Source organism: Faecalibacterium sp. AF28-13AC, from assembly GCF_003478405.1.
In the GTDB taxonomy this organism is placed as follows: Bacteria; Bacillota; Clostridia; order Oscillospirales; family Ruminococcaceae; genus Faecalibacterium; species Faecalibacterium prausnitzii_E.
This window is the reverse complement of sequence record NZ_QUFG01000004.1, coordinates 245,598-267,104: the sequence shown is the minus strand read 5'-3', so window position 1 is coordinate 267,104 and position 21,507 is coordinate 245,598. Positions and strand designations below refer to the sequence as shown.

At 56.7% G+C, this 21,507-nt stretch carries 16 protein-coding genes; 3 read left to right on the top strand and 13 right to left on the bottom strand.

Annotated features, from left to right (window positions below; genetic code table 11):
* Nucleotides 1-87: 87 nt before the first annotated feature.
* From radA to DWY95_RS07545, 3 genes are read left to right on the top strand one after another with little or no spacing between them, the layout of a single operon-like run.
* Nucleotides 88-1,500: a DNA repair protein RadA gene (radA, locus tag DWY95_RS07555; RefSeq protein WP_097792238.1), complete on the top strand. Its 1,413-nt coding sequence runs from the start codon at nt 88-90 to the stop codon at nt 1,498-1,500.
* Between the two features lie 21 nt (nt 1,501-1,521).
* A complete protein-coding gene (locus tag DWY95_RS07550) occupies nt 1,522-2,751 on the top strand; it encodes a tyrosine-type recombinase/integrase (protein ID WP_118553008.1) in 1,230 nt (409 codons plus the stop codon).
* Nucleotide 2,752: 1 nt separating this feature from the next.
* Nucleotides 2,753-3,277, top strand: a complete 525-nt coding sequence (locus DWY95_RS07545; RefSeq protein WP_118553007.1) for a GNAT family N-acetyltransferase — start codon at nt 2,753-2,755, stop codon at nt 3,275-3,277.
* Nucleotides 3,278-3,577: 300 nt separating this feature from the next.
* Here the strand turns inward: DWY95_RS07545 and DWY95_RS07540 are convergent, their stop codons facing one another.
* From DWY95_RS07540 to DWY95_RS07480, 13 genes are all read right to left on the bottom strand, one after another.
* A complete protein-coding gene (locus DWY95_RS07540) occupies nt 3,578-4,405 on the bottom strand; it encodes an N-acetylmuramoyl-L-alanine amidase (protein WP_118553006.1) in 828 nt (275 codons plus the stop codon).
* 84 nt (nt 4,406-4,489) lie between these two features.
* Nucleotides 4,490-6,901, bottom strand: a complete 2,412-nt coding sequence (locus tag DWY95_RS07535; protein WP_118553005.1) for an endonuclease MutS2 — start codon at nt 6,899-6,901, stop codon at nt 4,490-4,492.
* Nucleotides 6,902-7,161: 260 nt separating this feature from the next.
* A complete protein-coding gene (locus DWY95_RS07530) occupies nt 7,162-7,413 on the bottom strand; it encodes a phage holin (protein WP_118553004.1) in 252 nt (83 codons plus the stop codon).
* Nucleotides 7,414-7,427: 14 nt separating this feature from the next.
* Nucleotides 7,428-7,715 carry a hypothetical protein gene (locus tag DWY95_RS07525; RefSeq protein ID WP_118553003.1) on the bottom strand — a complete coding sequence of 96 codons (288 nt, stop codon included), beginning with the start codon at nt 7,713-7,715 and terminating at the stop codon, nt 7,428-7,430.
* A 5-nt stretch (nt 7,716-7,720) separates the two neighbouring features.
* Nucleotides 7,721-8,350: a GH25 family lysozyme gene (locus tag DWY95_RS07520; protein WP_118553002.1), complete on the bottom strand. Its 630-nt coding sequence runs from the start codon at nt 8,348-8,350 to the stop codon at nt 7,721-7,723.
* A gap of 17 nt (nt 8,351-8,367) precedes the next feature.
* Complete coding sequence (locus tag DWY95_RS07515) at nt 8,368-9,126, bottom strand: hypothetical protein (RefSeq protein WP_118553001.1); 759 nt, start codon at nt 9,124-9,126, stop codon at nt 8,368-8,370.
* 15 nt (nt 9,127-9,141) lie between these two features.
* Entirely contained in the window at nt 9,142-10,437 is a 1,296-nt protein-coding gene (locus tag DWY95_RS07510) for a hypothetical protein (RefSeq protein WP_118553000.1), read from the bottom strand.
* Complete coding sequence (locus DWY95_RS07505) at nt 10,425-11,555, bottom strand: hypothetical protein (protein WP_118552999.1); 1,131 nt, start codon at nt 11,553-11,555, stop codon at nt 10,425-10,427. Before DWY95_RS07505 ends, DWY95_RS07510 begins: the two co-directional genes overlap by 13 nt.
* Before the next feature lie 19 nt (nt 11,556-11,574).
* Nucleotides 11,575-12,879 (bottom strand): hypothetical protein, encoded by a 1,305-nt coding sequence (locus DWY95_RS07500; protein ID WP_147365931.1) that lies wholly within the window; start codon nt 12,877-12,879, stop codon nt 11,575-11,577.
* Nucleotides 12,880-12,892: 13 nt separating this feature from the next.
* Nucleotides 12,893-13,720 carry a hypothetical protein gene (locus tag DWY95_RS07495; RefSeq protein ID WP_118552997.1) on the bottom strand — a complete coding sequence of 276 codons (828 nt, stop codon included), beginning with the start codon at nt 13,718-13,720 and terminating at the stop codon, nt 12,893-12,895.
* Between the two features lie 27 nt (nt 13,721-13,747).
* Nucleotides 13,748-14,377 (bottom strand): hypothetical protein, encoded by a 630-nt coding sequence (locus DWY95_RS07490; RefSeq protein ID WP_118552996.1) that lies wholly within the window; start codon nt 14,375-14,377, stop codon nt 13,748-13,750.
* The gene (locus DWY95_RS07485; RefSeq protein ID WP_118552995.1) at nt 14,374-21,123 is read right to left on the bottom strand and encodes a hypothetical protein; all 6,750 of its coding nucleotides are present in this window, start codon (nt 21,121-21,123) and stop codon (nt 14,374-14,376) included. Before DWY95_RS07485 ends, DWY95_RS07490 begins: the two co-directional genes overlap by 4 nt.
* Nucleotides 21,120-21,506, bottom strand: coding sequence for an HK97 gp10 family phage protein (locus tag DWY95_RS07480; protein ID WP_263291094.1), 387 nt, complete (start codon nt 21,504-21,506; stop codon nt 21,120-21,122). Before DWY95_RS07480 ends, DWY95_RS07485 begins: the two co-directional genes overlap by 4 nt.
* Nucleotide 21,507: the final 1 nt, after the last annotated feature.

Sequence of the window (21,507 nt, the reverse complement as noted above, 5' to 3'; positions counted from 1 at the left end):
GCGGTTGCGGGGGTCCGCCGGATGTGGTAATATAAAGAGGAACAAACAAAGCGGGCCTGCCGCCCGGCGGGCCCCACAGGAGCGTCTATGAAAGAACCAAAACTGAAGACCGTTTACGTCTGTTCCAACTGCGGGGAGACCAGCCCGCGCTGGATGGGCCGCTGCCCCAGCTGCGGAAGCTGGAACACCATGAACGAAGATGTGGTCGCAGAGGCCCCCAAGGCGGGGCTTACCGGCGGAAAAGCCGCCGCCCCTGCCCGGCAGGAGGGAGTGACCTCGCTGACGGCGAAGCGCCTGTCGGAGATCAGCACGACAGAGGAGAAAAGCCGCATTCTGACCGGCATCTCCGAACTGGACCGTGTGCTGGGCGGCGGCATCGTGCTGGGCGGTGTGGTCCTGCTCAGCGGTGAGCCGGGCGTGGGCAAATCCACCATGCTGCTGCAGCTTTGCGGTGCCATCTCCAACCAGCACACGGTTTTGTATATTACGGGGGAAGAGTCGGTGCGGCAGGTCAAGCTGCGTGCCGCGCGGCTCAAGATCCCGCAGGAGAACATCTATCTGGTAGCCGAAAACGACGTGGACGAGATCTGCGGCCTGATCGAAAAGGAAAAACCGGACCTTGTGGTCATCGACTCCATCCAGACCATGCGCTGCATGGACATCTCCTCTTCGTCCGGCACGGTCAGCCAGGTGAAGGAAAGCGCGGCCCGGCTGCTGGCAGTGGCCAAAAAGCAGGAGATCCCGATGTTCATCGTGGGCCATGTCAACAAGGACGGTGCCATTGCCGGCCCCAAGGTCATGGAGCACATCGTGGATACGGTGCTATACTTTGAGGGCGACAAAATGCTGCCTTACCGCATCCTGCGGGCAGCCAAGAATCGCTATGGCTCCACGAATGAGCTGGGCATGTTCGATATGACGGGGCAAGGGCTGGAAGAGATCGAAAACCCCTCGCAGATGCTTCTGGAAGGGCGTCCGCTCGGCGTTTCCGGCAACTGCGTCGCCTGCACGATGGAGGGCAGCCGCCCCATTCTGAGCGAGATTCAGGCGCTTGCGACGAAAACGAATTTCCCGGCACCGCGCCGCGCCTGCAGCGGCTACGATTACAACCGCATGAACCTTCTCATCGCGGTCCTTGAAAAACGCGCCGGGTATTTCTTCGGCAACCTGGATGTGTATATCAACATCGTCAGCGGCATCACGCTGCGGGATACCGCCTGCGACCTGGCGGTCTGCCTCAGCATGGTCTCATCGCTGCTGGACTGCCCGGTCAGCGACAAATTGATCGCCATCGGTGAAGTCGGTCTGGGCGGCGAGGTGCGCAGTGTGCCCAATCTGGAACAGCGTCTGCGGGAGGCGGAACGGATCGGTTTTGAACGTGCCGTCGTGCCGAAGCACAGCCTCGCGCATCTGAATCCGGCGGATTATCCGGGCATGAAGCTCGTAGGGGCGGCTTATATCTCGGATGCGATCCATGCTTTGAAAAACGACCGCCTTTAATGAAAATGATAAGGAAACGATATGTCCATCTATCTTGATGAAAAGAATCCCAGCAAGCACAAACCGTTCGATGATGCTTCGGCGGACATTGTGGAGTATGTGCGTTATCTGGAAGTGATCGCAGGCAAAAGCGCGAACACAGCGTTCAGCTATTACTGCGATCTGCGCGGCTTCAGCCGCTTTATGAAGCGCCGCAGGGGCCTTGTGGCAGAGGATGCGGAACTGAAAGAGATCGACCCCAAAGGGCTCGACACCGCATTCTGGGGCAGCGTGACAAAAGAGGACGTCTACGAATATCTGTATTTTCTGAACCGTGAATGCGGAAACAAAAAGTCCTCCACCGCCCGGCGGCTGGCCAGCCTGCATGGGTTTTATGACTATCTGGTCAATCAGGTCAACCGCCTTTCGCAGGACCCGACGGCCTCCATCAAACCGCCCAAGCAGGATAAAGTCCTGCCCAAATACCTGACGGCGGAGCAATCCATGCAGCTGCTGGAAAGCACCCAGCATCAGAGCGATTTCCCTGAGCGGGATTACTGCATGGTCGTGCTGTTTCTGAACTGCGGGATGCGTCTGGCAGAACTGGTCGGGATGGACCTTGGCGACATTGACCTGGAACAGCGGCAGATCCGGCTGTTCGGCAAAGGCCACAAGGAGCGCATGGTCTACCTGAATGATGCCTGCATCGAAGCGCTGCAATTGTATCTCAAAAAGCGGAACACGATGGACGGTCTGGACCCCAAGGAAAAGGCCGTTTTTGTGACCCGCCGCATGAAAGACCGCATCTCGAACCGCCGTGTGGAACAGCTGGTGACAGGTGCCATGAAGGCGGCAGGGCTGAAGGGCTTTTCGACCCATAAGCTGCGGCATACAGCAGCTACGCTGATGTACCAGACCGGCAATGTGGATATTCTGACGCTCAAGCAGCTGCTCGGCCACAGCAGTGTGGGCACGACCCAGATCTATACGCATCTGCAAGAATTTCAGGTTCGCGCAGCCATTGAGCAGAATCCGCTGGGGGAAGTCCGGAAGACAAGTTTGGATACAACAAAACAAGAAGCGGGGGAGACCCGCGGGGGAATTTCGCCGAACGGCGCAGAAATGGACGCAGGAACGAAGGATGCTCCGGATGATGCAGCCGAAACGCCAACCGGGCCGATGGAAGCCTTTGATGGGGCTGCCAAAGACGGTTTCCGCGTAGATGTTTCGGCGCTGCGTGAGCCGGATGCAAGTGAGAAAATGGAGCGCTAAAATGGATTATACGAAATTTTCATGTACCTTTACGGTGCGACGGCTGCTCCGTGACGATATTCCGTCCATTTTTGCGCTTTGTGAGAAAAATCCGCAGTTTTATGAGCATTGTCCGCCGTTTGTGACGCCGGAAAAGATCGAAGCCGATATGAAGGCCATGCCGCAGCGCAAGGCCGGTCAAGAACAGGATAAGTATTATCTGGGCTATTTTGACGTCCACCAGCGGCTTGTGGCTGTGATGGATTTCATCGACCATTATCCGGATGCGCAAAGTGGGTTCATCGGATTCTTTATGATGGAAAAAGTCCTGCAAGGAACTGGCGTCGGAAGCTCGATCATCACTGAGCTGTGTGCCTGTCTGGCGCAATGGGATTATCAATACATTCGTTTGGGTTATGTGGATGGAAACGAACAAAGCAGATCGTTCTGGCTGAAAAATCAATTCACAGACACCGGCTTGAGAGATCATATAAACGATTACACCGTCGTTGTGATGAATCGTTTCTTGACAAAGACAAAAGCGTAAATCAAAACGCAGAAAAAACACACTACAAATTGCATTCATATACACCAACCGCAAAAAGGCCGCTGGGGTTCAAAATCGAGCCCAGCGGCCTTAATTGGCAAAAATTGGAGAAAAGAGGGCTTTTTCACTCCCCTATATTTCACATAACGTGCATTATACGAAACTTATGTCGATGAAAAACAGGCCCCCTCTTCTGCTGTGTTCCACGCGCACAGCTTTGCCGGGAGGCTCATTTTTCGTTTCAGTTTCAGGACGCACACCGTTGCAGGTTCAGGCTATGTGTGTTGCGCCGGGTCTGGTTTATTCCGGCAGCGGCGTGATCTCAAAATATGTACAGATGGCTTCATAATAAGCGCGGGCGGTTCGCCTGCAACCCTCTTCACTGCCAAACTGTGCAACATCGGCGGCACTGGTCACAAAGCACTGCTCTGCCAGAACGGCCGGACAGTTTGCATCTTCCAGGATGGTAAAGCTGCGCTCTGCCCGCACTTCGGTGTGGCTGGTCTCGACCAGCTGCTTTGCTTCTCCGATATAATAAATGTAACGGACTCCCCCGCGCCCCCGCAGACTGGCCCCGGCGGAACGCATGGCGCTGGCCAGGCGTTTCGCGAAATAATAGCTTTCCTGATGCCAGGTGCGGCCCGGCACACTGGGATAGCACTCGAACCCGGAGGCCGTGGAGCCTTCCGGTGCAGAGTTCCCGTGGATGGAAAGCAGCAGGTCCGGCGAGAGCGCATTGGCCGCAGCGGCGCGTTCTGCTGGCTTTGCCGTGGCGTCATAGCTTTCGCGGGTCTGGAGCGGGATAAAATTAGGGTCGGCCTCCAGCCACCCGCGCAGTGCTTCGGCGGTAGCTGCCGTCATCTCCTTTTCCGTTACGATCCCCTGCGCACCGGGGTCCGAGCCGCCGTGCCCGGCATCGATCGCAATACGATAGGGCGGCGGGCCGAAAGTAGGACGGAAATCATCATCGTCTACAGCGGGTGTTCCCTGCCCGATCGTAAAGGCTGCATGCCACAAATAAAGGCCGAAACAGATCCCGGTGAAACAGAGGCAGAGAATGACCGCGTGACGAAATGAAAAGGCCTGATTTTTCTGTTTCTTTTTGCGATGGACTGCATGTTTTGCCATATAGACTTCCCTGCTTTGAATAAAACAAAACCTGCCCGCGAGATGGTTTCCGGGGCAGGTTTCCGGGAAATGCCCGGAGAAATTTTACTTCAGTTCGACCACGGTCACGCCGCTTTCCCCCTCGCCGTAGCGGCCAAGGCGGAAGCTCTTGACCATGCGGTTTCCGCGCAGATGCTTGTGGATGGCCGTGCGCAGTGCACCGGTGCCGTTGCCATGGATCAGATAGACCACGGTCTGGCCGTTCAGGATGGCGCGGTCAATGAAGGAATCCACCTCCGGCAGTGCCTCATCGACCGTCAGGCCCAGCAGATTGCACTCCATTTTGGCGCTGCGCTGCACACGCTCTACCCTGCCGTTCGGACGGTTGGCGTCACCGGTCAGGCGGGAATACCGCTGCTGCGCCTTGGTCTTGGCCTGCGGTTCCTTGACCAGCTTTTCGGGCTGCTTCAGGCCCAGGAGCGGAACTTTGGTCTTGATGATTCCGGCGCGAACGAGGACATCGCCGTTTTTATCCGGCAGAGCCAGCACCGTTGCCAGCTGATTCAGCTCGGCGATGCAGACCTCCTGCCCCACCTTGACCTCCTTCAGCGGAACGAATTCCTTGACCGGATTGTGCACAATCTCGGTGCCGATGAAGAGCTTTTCCGATTCCTTTTTGGCGATTTCCCGCGCGCGCTGGGCTTTCTGCTGAGTGCTCATCCGCTCATCCTTCTGGAGCTGACGAAGCTCATCCGTCAAAGCGTATGCTTTGCTTTCCACCTGCTGTGCCAGTGCACGGGCCTTGGCGCGGGCTGCTTCCAGCTCATTTTCGCCCTGCTGGATGAGTTCGTCCCGCTTTTTGCGGGCGGCATCCAGCTGATGGGCAGCCTCATTGCGAAGCTCTTCCACCTCGTCCTGGCTTTCCTTGAGCTGCAGTTTCAGGTCGTCCAGCTGGCCCAGAACCGCATCCAGACGCTTGTCCTCTGCCGAAAGATGCTGCTGTGCCGCTTCGATGACGCGCTCTGGGATGCCGAGCTTCTCGCTGATGAGGAAAGCGTTGGATTTGCCGGGAACGCCGACGCTCAGCTTGTATGTGGGGCGCAGCGTCTCAAGGTCAAATTCACAGCTGGCATTGACGACGCCTTTCGTCTCCAGAGCAAAGACCTTCAGCTCTGCATAGTGGGTGGTCGCCATCAGCAGCACACCACGGCGGCGCAGCTCTTCGATGATGGCGACTGCCAGCGCAGCACCCTCGGCGGGGTCTGTGCCTGCTCCCAATTCGTCCAGCAGGACCAGTGTACGGGGCATTGCCAGTTCCAGGATGCCTGTGATCTTCTTCATGTGGCCGGAGAAGGTGGACAGGCTCTGTTCGATGCTCTGCTCGTCGCCGATGTCCACGAGGAACTCGTCAAATACGCAGATCTCGCTGCGCTCGTCGGCAGGAATAAGGAAGCCGCATTGTGCCATGGCACACAGCAGACCGGCCGTTTTCAGGGTGACTGTCTTGCCGCCGGTGTTCGGGCCGGTGATGATAAGCGAATCGTAGTCTCTGCCCAGCGCGATATCCACCGGGACGCACTTTTTGGGGTCGATGAGCGGATGCCGTGCCCGGATGAGTGAGAAGGACGAATCGGTCCGCACGGCAGGCTTAAAGGCCTTCATGTCCAGCGCCAGCCGCGCTTTGGCCAGCAGGACGTCAATTTCCAGCATGGCCTTATAGCTGTACTGGAATTGCGGCTCAATGGCGGCGACCTGTGCCGTGAAGGCAACCAGAATGCGCTCGATTTCCTGCGCTTCCTGTGCGCGGTATTGCAGGATGCGGGCGTTTGCCTCCACGACGGCCTGCGGCTCCACAAAGACCGTTGCGCCCGTGGAGGAGACATCGTGGATGATGCCGCTCACTTCGCCGCGGTATTCACTCTTGACCGGGACGACATACCGGCCGTTTCGCATGGAAACGACGCTCTCTTGCAGATATTTGGAGGTGTCCATGTTGCGGACCATAGTTTCCAGACGGTCGCGGATGCTGTTTTCGGTGGCGTGGATTTTCTTGCGCAGCTCATTCAATGTGCGAGAAGCCGTGTCAGCCATGGCATCCGGTGCCAGAATGGCGCTGGAGATCTGCTGCTCCAGGCCGGGCTGCGGGGCCAGCGCGTAGAACAAGTCGTCTGTCGGCAGCGCCTCGTGATCCGAGGAACCGTACCAGCTGCTCAGATTCTGGAAGTTACGGAGTGCGCCCGCCACCATCAGCAGTTCTCCCATCGAGAGGACACCGCCCTTGACAGCGCGGGTCACCAGCTGGCTGACACCCTCCACACCGCCGAACCGGGGCGAACCGTTTTTGATGAGCAGGCTGTTGATGGCATCTGTCTGTTCCAGCGAATAGCGGACCTCGTCCGGGTCGCACTGGGGCTCCAGCGCCAGCATCTGCGCTTTGGCCTCCCGGCAGACGCAGCCCTCGGCTGCGCGGGCAATGATCTTATCAAGCTCAAGTGTTTTTAAGTAGCTTGTTTCCATAGTACACCTTCTAACCCTATATAATTGACGCTATATCGTAATATCTGACTGTGCAATGTAGGAATAAAAATGACGTCTAACTACTGCTGTAGGAGTCGTAATTCCTACACTGCGCATCCATTACGTGTCAAAGGCACGATTCATCCATATCACAAAATAGTATACCATACTCCCTCAAAAAAGAAAACACCCTGTCAAAACTGCGTTCCCCGACCCGATCGTCGGAGCCTCTCAGTCTGGCAGGGTGTTTTGTTATTTCGTCAACTCCGGTTCTTCTCTCTGACCCGTTCTAAGGTCTTGTCCGCCTCGATGGCGGCTTCCGTGAACGAATTATTGTACCACCAGTTCACGATGGCCGTCACGATGGTCACCCCAGCGGTCACGAGCTGGTTCACGGTCTCGTTGTCGATGGGGATCACACTGTGTCCGCCCGCGCTGAGCAGCTGGTTGACCAGAGCCAGAGCGAGGCAGACGGTCCGGACGATGGTCGCGGTCGATGCTTTGTGTTCCATTTTGAAATCCTCCGTTATACGGTGTGGATGGGCAGGGCCTTGGCTCGGTTGTAAAGCTCCGTACCGGTGCCGTTCCCGCCCATCATGTGGTAAGTCTTATATAGGTATCCCAGGTTTCGCAGACCGTCCTGCGTGATGTACCCCAGCTCCATGAACCGGTAGCATTCGGTGTAGATGCGGTCGTGCAGCAGTGCCAATACTGCGTTCCAGAGGGCCTTGATCTTCGGCAGCGCAGCCAGAATGCCCGCACCGATCAGCGTACAGACCCATTGGGCCCAGTATTCCATGAGAAACTGCCACATCGGTGTCACGCCTCCTTCATCCGGGTCAGCCCGGCCCGCTTGATGATGCTGGGGTAGTCCTTGTAGGCATGGCTGAGGTCTACGCCGTTTTTCACGCCGGGCACACGCCCCTTGCTCGTATACTGCCACATCCCATGCTTGCGGGTGGGGCGCTTGCCGCGGTAGTCCGCGATCCACAGGTCGAAGTCGGTCAGCTCGTGCATCGCCAGCGCCGTGTCAGCGAAGTTCGTGTAGGTGTACACCATAGCATACAGTCCCCACGCTTCGATCTGCTTCGCCTCCATTTTGACGAGCTTCGCCAGCTCCTCCGGCCGCAGGGCTTTCAGGCTGGGGTCTTCCACGTCCACGGCAATGGGCAGCGTAAAGTCCTTGCCCTCCAATGCAACTTGCAGCTTTGCCAGCTCCTGTGCGGCATGGATGGCCGTGATGGCTTTGGTGTAGTAGTACGCGCCCACCGGCAGTCCGGCCTCCACACAGCCCCAGTAATTTTTCTCAAAGGTCGGGTCGATGTAGATGCCGCCGTATGCCGTGCTGGTCGAGACCGTCCGCAGCATCACGCCGTCCACCTTGCCGCTGGTCTTGACCTTCTTCCAGTCCACATTCCCCTGCCAGCGGGAAACGTCTAAGATCTCCATTTTGAAATTTCGCCTCCTTAGGTCGCAACTGCGTAGCTGTAATAGTCAATGTTCACCTTCAGGGTGCTGCTATACCAGCTCCAGCCGGTGTCGCTGAGTTCTCTGTCACAGGTTGCAGTCACTCTACCATCCGATGTAAAGTCCCAGCGTACATACAGATAATGGTAGTAACTACCAGGATCATCGTATACAGTCCATAACAGATTCACCGAGGAAGAGCCACGAAGAAGCTTACCTACCGTACCAATTTTAACAAATGCCACCTCGCTGCCAAAGGTTGCCATCGTGTGGGTCGCACCTTTTTCCAAGGTGTCACCCTTGATACCCGGACTTACGACCGTTCCAAGAAGAACTTCCGTTGTCTTTGCAATGGCTTGATACTTCTGTTCCAGCGTCGAGATGCGGGTGGTGGCTGACCGCAGCAGATCGTCCAACGTGGCATAGTCTACGTTGTTGTCCGTGAACACAGGCACCCAGGTCGTCCCACTCACAGTGGCACGGTTTTTCCGCAGGGTATGGTTGTTCCACTGGGTGGCGCTGCCGGTCAGGTTGCCTTTGATGCCGCCTTCCACTTTCAATTCGCCGGTCATGGTGCCGCCGCTCAGCAGCAGGTACTTCACGATGCGGTCGTTCAGGCTCTTGATGCCCTGTTCCGCCGCGCTCATCCGGGTGCCGGTCGCTTTGGCGTCGGCGGGCATGTTCTCCTGGGTCAGGGTCTGGTCGGTCAGCAGCGACAGTGTCGCCTGGTTACCGACACTCATGGGTCCAAATGCCATTTTGAAATTTCCTCCTTACGCCGCGTACTTGTAATATTTGATGTTCACCTTCAGGGTGCTGCTATACCAGCTCCAGCCGGTGTCGCTGAGTTCTCTGTCACAGGTTGCAGTCACTCTACCATCCGATGTAAAGTCCCAGCGTACATACAGATAATGGTAGTAACTACCAGGATCATCGTATACAGTCCATAACAGCTTCACCGAGGAAGAGCCACGAAGAAGCTTACCTACCGCATCAATATCAACAAATGCCACCTCGCTGCCAAAGGTTGCCATCGTGTGGGTCGCACCTTTTTCCAAGGTGTCACCCTTGATACCCGGACTTACGACCGTTCCAAGAAGAACTTCGGTCACCCCGCCAATGGCCTTGATCTTCTGTTCGCAGGTCGCGATACGGGTGATCGCATTGTTCAGGCTGGTATTCAGGGCCTTCCCCATCGCGGCGCTCAGCGAATCGCTCGTGGAGTCGCTGCTTAGGTTGTTCTGGATGCCGCGCCAGCTGTTCGTGTCCTGTCCGGGAATGCCCAGTGCTGTGATATCACTCTTCGTGATGCCCGCAACGCTGGAAACATGCCCCTGTCCGTCCACGGCCAGCTTGTAAAGCCCCAGCCCATGCCCGGTGTAGCCCGGATGGGTGTAGACGGTATCCTGTCCCGGAATGCCCAGCGACGTGATATCGCCTTTGCTTACGCCCACCACACCGGAAACATGGCCGAGCGCATCCACGGCGATCTTGTAGAGCCCCGTTCCGCGCGCCGTGTACTTCGGGTGGGTGTAGACGGTATCCTGTCCGGGGATGCCCAGCGACGTGATATCGCTCTTCACCGCCTTTGCCGCGCTCGTCACGTGGCCCAGGTTGTCCACTACGATCTTATACAACCCCGACCCGTATGCCGTGTGGCTGGGGTGGACGTAGGCATTCGCCCGGATGGCCGCGAGCACATCCGCGTTCGTCTGGTATCCTGCATCGTTCACCAGGTTGTTTGTGCCGGTCGGAATTCTAATGCTCACTCGTTTCTGACTGTCCACCGGCATTTTTGTGCCGTTCAGCAATACCTGCTCGATGACATTCTCCTGAAACTTTTTGTCGTTGTCCAGGTCTGAGATCTTGGTAGGGATCGTCATCCGAACGGCTTTTTCGCGGTCAGGGAACAGTTGCGTCCCGTTTACAAGGATCTTTTCCAGAACATTGTCTTCGCCGCCCCGTTCGTCGATGGTCTTCACCTGTGCCTGCAATGCCTTCAGCACCATGCCGATCGAACAAGCCATCTGATGCAGCTGTTCTAATTTTGCGTAGATCACATCCGCCATCCGTCTACCTCCCCGAAAGCGTCCTGCATTGCAGTCCGGAACTCTTCATTCGTTGCCCCGCGTGTCGAAATGCGTCCAGCCGCTGTCACGTCCATGCCGTCACCGATCATCACAAGGCCCAGCTCCGTCTTGGTGGCCGGGCGGTTCACGGGCTCTTCCCGCTTGAGCAGAATGACATTCACATGGATGTTCGCCTCCGGTCTGCGCACGGCATAGAACCGCACATAGCCGTCGCCGGTGCTCAGAACGCTTGCCATGCCTGCGTTTTCCGCTTCCTCCCAGTTCACAAGGTCAGTCATGCCCAGCGGGATCATGTCGGAGGTGCAGTTCTTCACGGCCACATCACAGTAATACTGGTTCGGGCCAATGGTAGGCCGCAGCGGCGTCCAGTCGGCCGTCGGCACTGCCAGAAAATAATTCAGGGTGCCCACACCGAACAGGGTCAGGATGATGTCCAGGTCTGCGTCCGGGATGCGGCGGGAAAACAGCCGAAGACAGCCCTTCCGGCTCTCCACACTGCATGCCACACCGGCCGCCGTGGCCGAGGCGTAGCTTTCCAGCGTCATGGCGGCAAACGGCGTGAACCGTTCGGTCAGGTCTTCGACCGGGATGTCGCAGTAATAGGTGAAGATGCCCTGCGCCTGCGGCAAAGTGCCCCACTTGTTCCGGTAGGCCACCAGGTTGAAGGTCTTGTAGTACCCGCCTTTGTAGTCATTTTGAAAATCGTTGACGATGTCCCGCGACCGTTCCGAGTAGAGCTTCGAGCTTTCCTCGCTCAGCTTCGAGTTTTTGGCACTCTTGGCCGAGGCCGCGGCGCTTGCCTTCGATTCTGCCGCGCTCGCCGCACTGGCATCTGCACTTGCTTTTGAGCTTGCCGCACTGGCCGCACTCTGGCTGGCGCTCTCCTTTGATTCTGCTGCGCTCTTAGCCGAGGCCGTGGCGCTCCGCTGGGCATCCTGGGCGTAGTGCTTGGCCCATTCGAGCCAGTTCTTCATCTGCTCGACCTGTTCGGTCACCCAATCTCTCACCCACTGGATCGCATAGGCGAAGTATTCGCGCACCTCGCGTCCGTACAGCGCTTTCCGGATGCCCTCAATGATCTCATCGAAACTCATCATTTTGAAAAATCACCCCGCTTTATTTGTTCAGCCAACTCAGCACGCCCCGCAATTGGTTCTTGATCGTCTTCTGGTTTGTAGTGTTCGCGTTCTGCTGGTCGGTCAGTTTTCTGGGCGGCAGGCCATATTCATACCGCTTGTTGTCCGGTGCATCCAGTGTCAGGGCCGTCTTGGTGCAAACATACCACCCATCTACTCCATGCGGTTCGGAGACCACATGGGTCTTTTTCAGAAATTGCAGCCGGTCCAGGTCCCGCCCCGTGTCTTTGTAGTCGAACGCTTCGATCATCAAACTCGGTTCTACGTCCTGCTTGTATTCCTTCAGCTGCTTGTCCGCCGTTTCCTGCAAGCTGGCTTCGGTCGTATCCCCATCCACGGTCACGATCTTCTCCACTACGCCGTATTTGCTTTCCGCTTCGTCGTTCTTCGCCACCGCCACTATGGCCGATGTGGAGTATTTCTTCCAGATCCACCACCCGTGCGATTCCGTCTTTGAGCCATACGCCGTGATCCGGGTCGCAAAGTCGTTGGGGATCTTCTCGGTATAAGTCAGGTCCAGCAGGTTCGAGCCGTAATAAATCGCCTGCTGGGTCGTCTCTTCGATGTCCAGCAGGTAATCCACACAAATGCGCCACACATCACCGGATGTTTCGATGCGCGTTCGCAGATATCCGTCGTATTCGTCCAGAAAAAGCGTGTTCAACAGGTTCCAGTGGGTGTCGATCTGGGTGCCTTTGTCGGTCGTATCAACGGTCTTCCCGTTTTGCACCGTCACTTTCCCGATGCAGATCAACCCGCAGTCAGCCCTTCCCAGAGCGAACAGCTGGTTGAACAGAGTGTCTGCATAATACGTATCGAACCATTTTGAAGTTTCGCTCCGAGCCTTCGTCAGGGTGTAAGTCGCCGGGTCCAGTTTCCAGCTCTCGTCCTGCATCACGCCAAGAGCTCCCTCGGCGTATACACGCCAGCTCCGGTCAAACTGCTTTTCCAGTTCTGTCACCCGCCCAACGAAGATGGGCTTGTCGTCTTCTTCCACGCATACCCAGCTCTTGCGCAGCTTCAGCGCGTCGTACACGGGGTTCCGGATCGTAGCAAACGGCGTCTCGATCTCATATGGGATGCTGCACTCAAAGCTGTTCAGCTGGTTTTTCTCCTGCGTCAGTACCGGGTCCAGCACGACCTGTCCGGGGACATCTCCTTCGATGTGGTCGCCCGCTGCGTCGTAAAGTGTCACCCGGTCTACCCATCGGAACCCGACCCAGCTCCCCTCGCGAAAGGCTCCTTCCGCCCGCTCGATCCTTCCGGCATATACCCGATATCCCATTTTGAAAAGCTCCTTATAAGTATGCTGGCAGGTAGGTCACATTGACCACCTGTCGGATCAGGGTCATGTTCTTCAGCTTCAGTTCATACACGTCATATCGCAGGTCGTCGTCGATGACGCCCAGCGCGATCTCTATGTTGTTTACCAGTCGGCGCTCTGCGCGGTCCGTGTAGAGTCCTGCAAGCCCTGCATACCGGTACGGCAGGGTACGGCTTTTGTAGAGCCCTGCGACCACTCCGCCCCCTCCTCTGGCCCGCACGACGCTTGGTTTTTCGGACGGCGGCAGATACAAATTTACCTGCTCCTGTCCTCTCAGCACCAGATTCTTTGCATACGGCAGCGCCAGGTCGGTCGTAAAATTGAATGGGTCCCAGAGCCAGTCGTCCTGAATGTTGTTGTATAAATATTTGAACGGGTAAAGGCTGTATTTCAGCGTAATGACTGTGTGGTCGTTCTGCTGCTTGATACCTCCGCTCACCCAGACTCTTCCAAAATAAAAGAACGCCGGGTCATCCTCCAGCCGCACAGACTGCTTCATCGGCTTTGCGATGTCTTCGTTCAGTGCTTTTGCAAGATGATCCAGCGCCTGTTTTCCAACTGGCGAGGAACCATACTGCCCTCTCCAGGATTCGGTATCCAGATAAAACTCCCAGCTTCCTTCACGGGCCTTGAATACCGCCTCGCCCGTGACACTTTTGGAAAGATACACCGCCCCGTTCCGTCCTTCGACGTCCAGGGAGATGGTCTTTTCAACCGGGGGAGCGATCACCGGGGGAGTGACCGGGATCATGTGCCAGTCATCCCAGGTGTTCTTGTCGCCAATGGTGATGGAATGATACATGCTGCTCCCTCCATTTTGAAATTTCGGTTATTGTCGTTCTTCGTTCTGGGGCGCGAAGTTGTAACTGATGGCAAATACCATCTTTCCTTCGTTGGGTTTCACACTGCTCACCCAGCACCGCCCCTCGTATTCGGCATCTCTCGGCCCGCTTACAGCCGTGGCATCCACGTGCATCCGCACTTTGCAGTCTTTTCCCTGAATAAACCGCATCAGTCGGTAGTAGGTGCTGCTCCACTCGCCGGTTCGGGTATGCCATCCGTGATATAGCTTCAGGCTCATTTCGTTCGGTCCGGGAATGCCGCATCGCATCCGCACCTTCACCCAGTCTTTCAGGCTGTTTGCGCCATAGTCATCCCAGCTCGCATGCAGGGTTCCGTCCTGGACGTAATAAAACTCCCAGGTTCCCGTCGCGTTCTTATACACCCGTCTCAGGGCAGCCGGATACTCCGGTGCTCCGTGCATCGCGGGGATGCTGACGGTCTTGCAGTTTTCTTCAAATGCGTTTACATGCAGCGGGCTCAACGGCACCAGATTCAGGTCTTTTGTCGAACAACTTTCGTACTGCCCTGCACCGTTCTTTACCAGGAACGTAACCGACGCATACTCCGCCAGCGGGTTTCCGCCGATGTACAGGCGCAACAGATCTACGCTATTCATCGCCGTCTCCGTTCTGCCCGTTCCATGAGCTTCGTATCCACATCCTCGATGATCTCTCCGACCAGCTTTCTCCGGTCAATGGAAAGCTTCATGTTCCGCACCGCCTCGCTCACCGCGTCCACCCGGCTGCCCAGGCTCTCAATGGCTGCCACGACGTCATCGTTGCCGCTTGCGGCAGCTGCTGTCGGTTCTCCATTTTGAATTTCCCGGCGCTTGGCAAAGCTGCGCATCAGCTGGGTGGGCTGTTCGAAGCGGGCGTTCAGGGTCCCGTCCGGGTCTGCGAAGGCGCTCTGCATCCAGTTGGCGCTGTTGCGCACCCCTTCCAGATCCACCACGGGCGTGATGGTCGGGCTGAAGTCCGCGTCCTCATCAAAGCAGCTCAGGATCATGTTGGCGCTCATCTGCGCAGCACTCAGCGCCGAGCGCATCACGTCGTTCATGCTCCGGTCCACAGCGTTCCCGCTGTCCGCGATGCCATTGGCAAAGCCAAGACTCATGTATTCGCCCAGCTGGGCCATCACGGTCGAGGGCGAGTGGATGCCGAAGAAGCTCTTCACCCCGTTCACAAGGCCTGTGCACAGGTTCTTGATGCCGTCACCCACAGCCTTCGCTGCCCCGGTGATGCCTTCCCACAGTCCCTTGACGAGGTTCTTGCCGACCTCCACGAACTTCGAGAACAGGTTCCGCAGCCAGTCCAGCGCCCTGCCGAAGAAGTTCTTCACCTTGTCCCAGTTCTTCACCAGCAAGGTGATGACCACTGCACCGGCCGCAACGACCGCCGCTATAAGCAGACCATGCGGGCCGAGCGATGCCGCCAGCGCCGCCAGCTTTGCACCGACCGTGGCCAGGATGCCGCCTTCTCCGCCGATGGTCGCTGCCAGTCCGGCCAGTTTGGTGCCGATCGTGGTCAGAAGCCCGCCTTCGCTCACCACACCGCCCAGTGTCGCGGCCAGTGTGCCGCTCAGCTTCTTGCCAGCGGTCGCCAGCATCGGACCGACGGTGTCCAGCACAGTCTTTCCGAAGTCGCTGCCCATAAAGTCCAGCACGGCCGCAATGCCGCTCGTCAGAGCCTGTCCCCAGTCTCCGCCCACCGCTGCGGTGATCATGCTGTACACGTCGGTGATGACTTCGGTCGCGCCTTCCCGCACCACCAGCCCGAAGGCGTTGGCCATGTTCTGTGCGGCTTGCGGGAATTTGGTCTGTACCTTCTGCCAGACGTCCTGGAATCCCTTTTGGATCGGCTTCCAGTTCCGGGCGATGGCATAGCCCAGCTGCATGGTCATCCGTTTGCCGCTGTCGTCCAAATCGAACGCCGTGGCCAGATCTTCGGCAAAGCCCACGAAGTTGTACTGTTCACCCTGCCACTCGGCCAGTGCATCCAGCGCCGCTTCGCTGTCCTTGCCGCTCTGTTTGACAGCTTCGTTGTACTTGTTCTGTTTGTTCGTCAGCTTCTTGACCGAATAGGCCATGCTGTCCAGAGCCGTACCAACGCCCAGAATGGCGGTCATCGTGCCCTGGGTGGAGGCGAGGCGCGCCTCCTTGCTGTCTGCACCGTACTGCTTGACCGCCGCCTTGTAGGCTTCCTCCCGCTGCGAGAGGTCACCGTCATTGTAGATCTTTTTCAGCACGTTCTGCCGGTTCGTGATGATCTTTTCCTGCTTTTCCAGCATGGCCAGAGCATCGTCAAAGGCGTCCAGCTGGGCCTGGTTCATATCGTTGATGAGGTCCTGCTGTTCCTTCTGCTCTTCCAGCCACTGCCGGTAGGCTTCCTGGGTCTTCAGGCTCTCTTCGCCGAACTCGGCTTTCAGCTTGGTGTACTCCTCTTCGGCGGCCGTCACGACCTTCGCCTGGATGCCGATCTTCTTGTTCAGGTTCTCGATCTTCTTGTTCGACTTTTCCTCCACCGTGGCCGTGTCTTCGTACAGGCTCGCCCACAGTTCGTACTCGTCCGTCGCGGTGCTGGCTTCGTCGTCATACCGGTCTTTGATCACCTGGAACAGCGTCGCCTGCTTCTTCCCCTTCAGCTCTGCCAGCGTCTTCTCCTCGTCGAGGTAGGTCGCATACGCATCGCTCTTCTGGGTGTCGGTGGAACTCTTCTCCGCAAGGATCTTGTCGTACTGTTTCTTCGCGATGGCCACCCGGTCGGTCTGGTCCGCGATAGCCTGCGTCAGGCTGTCGGTCTTCTTTTCCACCAGGGCTTCCACGCTCGACGTGTCGCCTTCGGTCAGCTCCCACAGTGCGTATTCCTTGTCGGCGGCGTCCATCTTGGCCTTGTTCGCCTTCAGCTTCTTGGTGTACTCGTCCACCAGTTTGTCCGCCTCGGTCTTGGTCACCTTCGTGGTGCCGCCCTTGGAGGCTGTGGGCGTGACAGTCGGGAGTGCATCGTTGATCGTATCCTGCGTTTTCTGATACAAACTGCTCAGGATACCGTATGGATTCTTCTGCACATCCGCATTTCCCTGTTTTGCGCCTGCGATCTCTGCCTTCGTTGCATTCCGACTGCCACCTGCTCTCTTCAGGCCGGTTTTTCCTGGGATTATAACGGTATCGTCCATGGCATTGCTGAAATCGTTCATCGCGTCGGACAGTCCATTTTGATACAGCAGATTACCGGGGCGCAGACTGCTCTGCTTGAATGCGTCATAAAGTTCCGGTATTTTCTTCTGAACGGCAAGGATGGTCTCGTCTATGGCCTGGAGGGCACCGTCTTTCATTACCAATGCACCAGAATAACTCGCCTGTCGCAGTTCGTCCTGTTTCGTCTTGTCGCCAATGCCCAGGATCGCACCCTCAATGATGTTCTCCGCATCGCTGGCAGCAACGTCACTGGGCGAATGGATGCCCCAGAAGGTGGTGAAGACGTTCCGGATGGCAGTTGCCGCGTGCAGCATACTGGCCTTGGCCTGCGCCAGTGCAATCGGGTCTGCAATGCCTTGTGCCAGTCCCAATGTAACATACTGGCCAATCTGAGCCATGACCTTGGACGGAGAATTCACATCGAGGGTCTTTTTGCTGGTGTCAATTACGGCATTAGCAACTTCTTCGGAAGCATCTGTGGCATCATTCTTGCTTTCGAGCTGTCCTTCTGCCACGCCCTTACTTGCGTTCTTACCAATGCTTGTGCACAGTTGATAAAGTCCTGCCGCCACGGAATCGCCATTTTTCAGTTCGTCCATGATATCCGCAAAAGGCAGTACAAAAGCCTGGGCCGAAACGCCTTTGTCCTGTCCACCCCAATTTTTGGGGTCAAGCGGATTGTGGTTTCCTGCCCATGTCGTGAACTTTTCCCACAGATCATCCAATGCGGGTTCGATTTTTTCCCACACGTATGCCAACAGTTTTACGACCGTGTCGATCACTGTTACACCCACAACATACAGGGCATTGCCAATGGAGGGAGCCGCCAGTACGATTGCATCACAGATCGACGCAATAATCGTGGCAATGGAACCGACCAGACTGCTTGAAACTTTTGCCAGCCCTTCAAAGACTCCGGCAATGAACTCCACCAGCAGCCACGCAACAGATTTGATGCCATTCAGAAAGACCTGAAAGTTCAGTCCGTTCAGTAAACTCAGACTCGATGCCAGATTTCCGATGAACATGGACGCAGAGTTGAGCGCCAGCAGTGCGCCAAGGCTCAGTGCCAGCGCACTCAGAGAAAGGCTCAGCGCTACGATTACCGGAGTCACAGGAGTCAGGATCACTGCCGCGCCACCCATCACAGCAAACGCACCGATAAGCGTCAACAGCCCTTTACCGATGGTTTCCCAGCTCAGATTACCAAGTCCCTGTAATGCAGGAACCAGTAAGTTCACTGCCGCAGCCATCATGGTCAAACTGATTGCACCGCCGATGGTACCTTTCGACAGATTCAATGCAGCCACACATGCACCCAACCCACCAGCCATTGCAAGTAATCCACGACCGATGGATTCCCAGTCCATTTCGCCGAATTTTGCAACGGTATCCTGAAGGATTTCCATGGAGGCAGCCACCAGAACAAAGCCAGTGCCCTTCCCGATGCCGAATTTTGTGCCGTTCATTAACTTTGCGGCGAACACCAGTTCGGCGCATAGTGCTCCCACTCCTGCAATACCCTTGGCAAGTGCTGTCACGCTCAGGCCGCCTAAGGCTTTCACGCTGGATGCCAGAATCCGGATGCCTGCCGCAAAAGCGATCATGCCTGCAGCGCCCTTGGTGAACCGCCCTCCATCTCTCGATAGAATGACTGCAATCACCGTCAGCTCTGCCATCACGCTGCCAAGTGCCACCACACTGCCGAACAGTTTGTCAGAATCAATGGACGAAATAACTTTCAGTGCACCTGAGAGCACCAGAACCGCAGCTGAGACAGCCACCATACCGCCAGCCAGAACGCTCAGCTTCAGGATCTTCACATTCTTCGTCAGATGGGTCATTATGTCCATTACGCCCAGCAGTTCGCCAAACGTAACGGTCAATGCCCCGATGGCAGCACCGAGACGATTCGCTTTCACCATGGAGAGCACTGCCAGCGAACCGGCCATCAATGCCACAGCCTTTGCGATTGTCATCAAAGTATCAGCTTTCTTAGCTGATTTCCATGCATCGACCGCCTCTCCCAGAGATTCGATGCAGTCTTTGATACCGCCGACCACATCCTTTGCACTGGAACCGATGGCCTTGATGCTTTCAAAGAATCCCTTGACGGAGACCAGCATGCTGGCTCCCATGCCGCCCAGAATAAACTGATTCAATTTCTCCGGGTCAAATTCATTGAATGCGTCTTTTGCACTCTGCGCAAACTGCATAAAAATCTTGTCCGCAACAGATCCAAAAGAATAAAGCACCGGGGCAGCTGCATCTACGAAGTCAGTCACCCAGGCTCCAATCGATTCCAGCGGGTGGAGCCCATTTGTGATCTCCGAAACAAATTCACCGGCAGCCGATGCCACATCCAGCAGAACATCAGCCAAAGGCTTTGCCAGGGTCAGAACCCGCGCCACGCCAGAAATGATGCCTTCCAGAATATCTTTCCCGACCCGCAGAACAGAGAAAACGCCCTCTGCGGCAGTCTTGATCTTCTTGGCCGTTTCATCACTGATGATAAGCTTCTTTGTGATACTGTCCAGCCCTTCCGCAAAGCTCTTGATCTGCTTGCCGCTCGTCGGCGGGAAGATCTCCTGGAACGCATCGTGGATGGGCTGCACCAGAGCACTCAGTGCATCCATGATGTTCCACAGACTCTGCATCAGGTGTTCGCGGCCCGAAAGCTCGCTCATACCGGCGGCATAGTCTGCCAGGCTGGCTTCTCCGGTCCGGAACTCCTCGTTCAACCGGCTCAGCGCTTCATAGTCCCGCTCAATGGCTTCCTTGTCCAGATTGCGGGCATCCAGCGCCTCGTCACTCATGGCGAGGTACTTTTCCAGGCTGACGAGGGTCACGTCCAATCCATTTTGAAGCAGCTCGGCGTTGACGCCGCCTTCCCGCAATGCGTTCGCAAAGCTGCCCGCTTCTTCAATGGATTCTTCGGTCACCGCCCCGCTGGCCAGTGCCACTTTTTGCAGCACGGTGTCGTAGGTCTCCGCCTGGTCGCCCAGCTTGTCGTTCAGCTGTTTCCAGCCGGTGTCGAGACCCTCTTTCAGCCGTTCGTTCAGCGCGTCGATGGACGGTACGAAAATATCGTACAGCCGGTTCGCCAGTTCCGTCCAGGTCTCGGTCGCTTCCTCCTTGTTGCCGAAGAAGGTCTCGAAGACTTTCATCCAGGAGGAACTGACTGCGTCCTTCGTGGAGTCGATGGCCTGCTCGAAGCTCGTTGCCTGCTGGGCCGCCAACGCCGCGCGCTCTGCCAGCTCGCCATATTGCCCGCTCAGTTTCTCCAGCGCCTCGGAGCTGGTCATGCCAGGGTTCTGCTGCACCATATCGTACGCAGCTTCCATCATGGAGGCGTACTTTTCGAAGGTCTTTTCCATGACCTTCGTGTCAGCCCACTTGTTCGAAAGGGTACTTTCGAAGGTGGCAATGGTCACCTCGCCCTCTTTCAGTTTGCCCATCTCCACAGCCGTGTCGATGAGTTCCTGTTTCAGAGCCTTGGTGGCCGTGCCCATCAGGTTGAGGCTCTTCCAGTCCTGCAATTGCAGGTGACCGGCGCTGTAACTCTGGGTCAGGTTTCGGATGGTGCTCTGGAATGCAAAGCCCGTTTTACCGGCGTCGGCGGTGGCGTTGGCGATGCCCATAATCATGGGGATCATCTTCTTGATGTCGCCGCCTGCCGCAGTCATCTGCGAAAGGGCACTCGTCATCTCGCTGAAGCTGTAACTCGTCTCATCCGAGTACCACATCAGCTTGTTCAGGTAGCCGTTGACGTTGTCGATGCTTTCGCCCGTCGCGTTCATGATGGTCTGCACATTCGAGGTCTTCTCGGTGTACTTATTCCATCCGCTGGCCACCTGGTCCACCGAAAGGCTCTTCACCAGACGTTCGCCGGTGTCCACGATCTTGTTCGTGATGTTGGTCAGTGCGGCCACAGCCATCACGTCCAGCGCGTTGAACTTCACCTTCAGGGTGTCCAGTGCGCCTTCCATCTCGTCGAAGTTCACGTTCCGCTGGGCTTTTTCGATGTTTTCGAAGCCCTTGTCCACGTCCTTGAACTGCAACTTTTCCTGGAGCCGGTCCAGAGTCTTCATGCTCTCGCGCGTGTTCTTCTCAAACTGTGCGTTGTCAAACCGCATTTCGACCACGCGCTGGTCTACTTCTCTGCTCATCCTCTCTGCACCTCCCTCCATGCTTTGCGGGCGATTTCCTCAAAGATCGGCTTCATGGCCGGGTTGATATAATCAACGCCTTCCACATAGCCGCCGTTCCGTGTGCTGTGCCCGTACTGTAAAATGACCGCGATCGGTACGTCGTCCACGACGTTCGTGTTCGACCAGGTGATCACGATGCTGTCGGCCCCTTTTGTCACCCGGTAATTCCAGCTCGCGGCGGTCTTTCCGGTGTCTTTCGGGGTCGCCTCAGCCAGCGCTGCCACGCCCCTTTTGCCGTACTCGTCCAGCACCGCATCCAGGTCCATCCGGCTCACCCGCTTCAAAAATCCGCTCGTCTTCTTAAACTTTCCCTTCTGACGAAATACAATGATTTTTGGCATT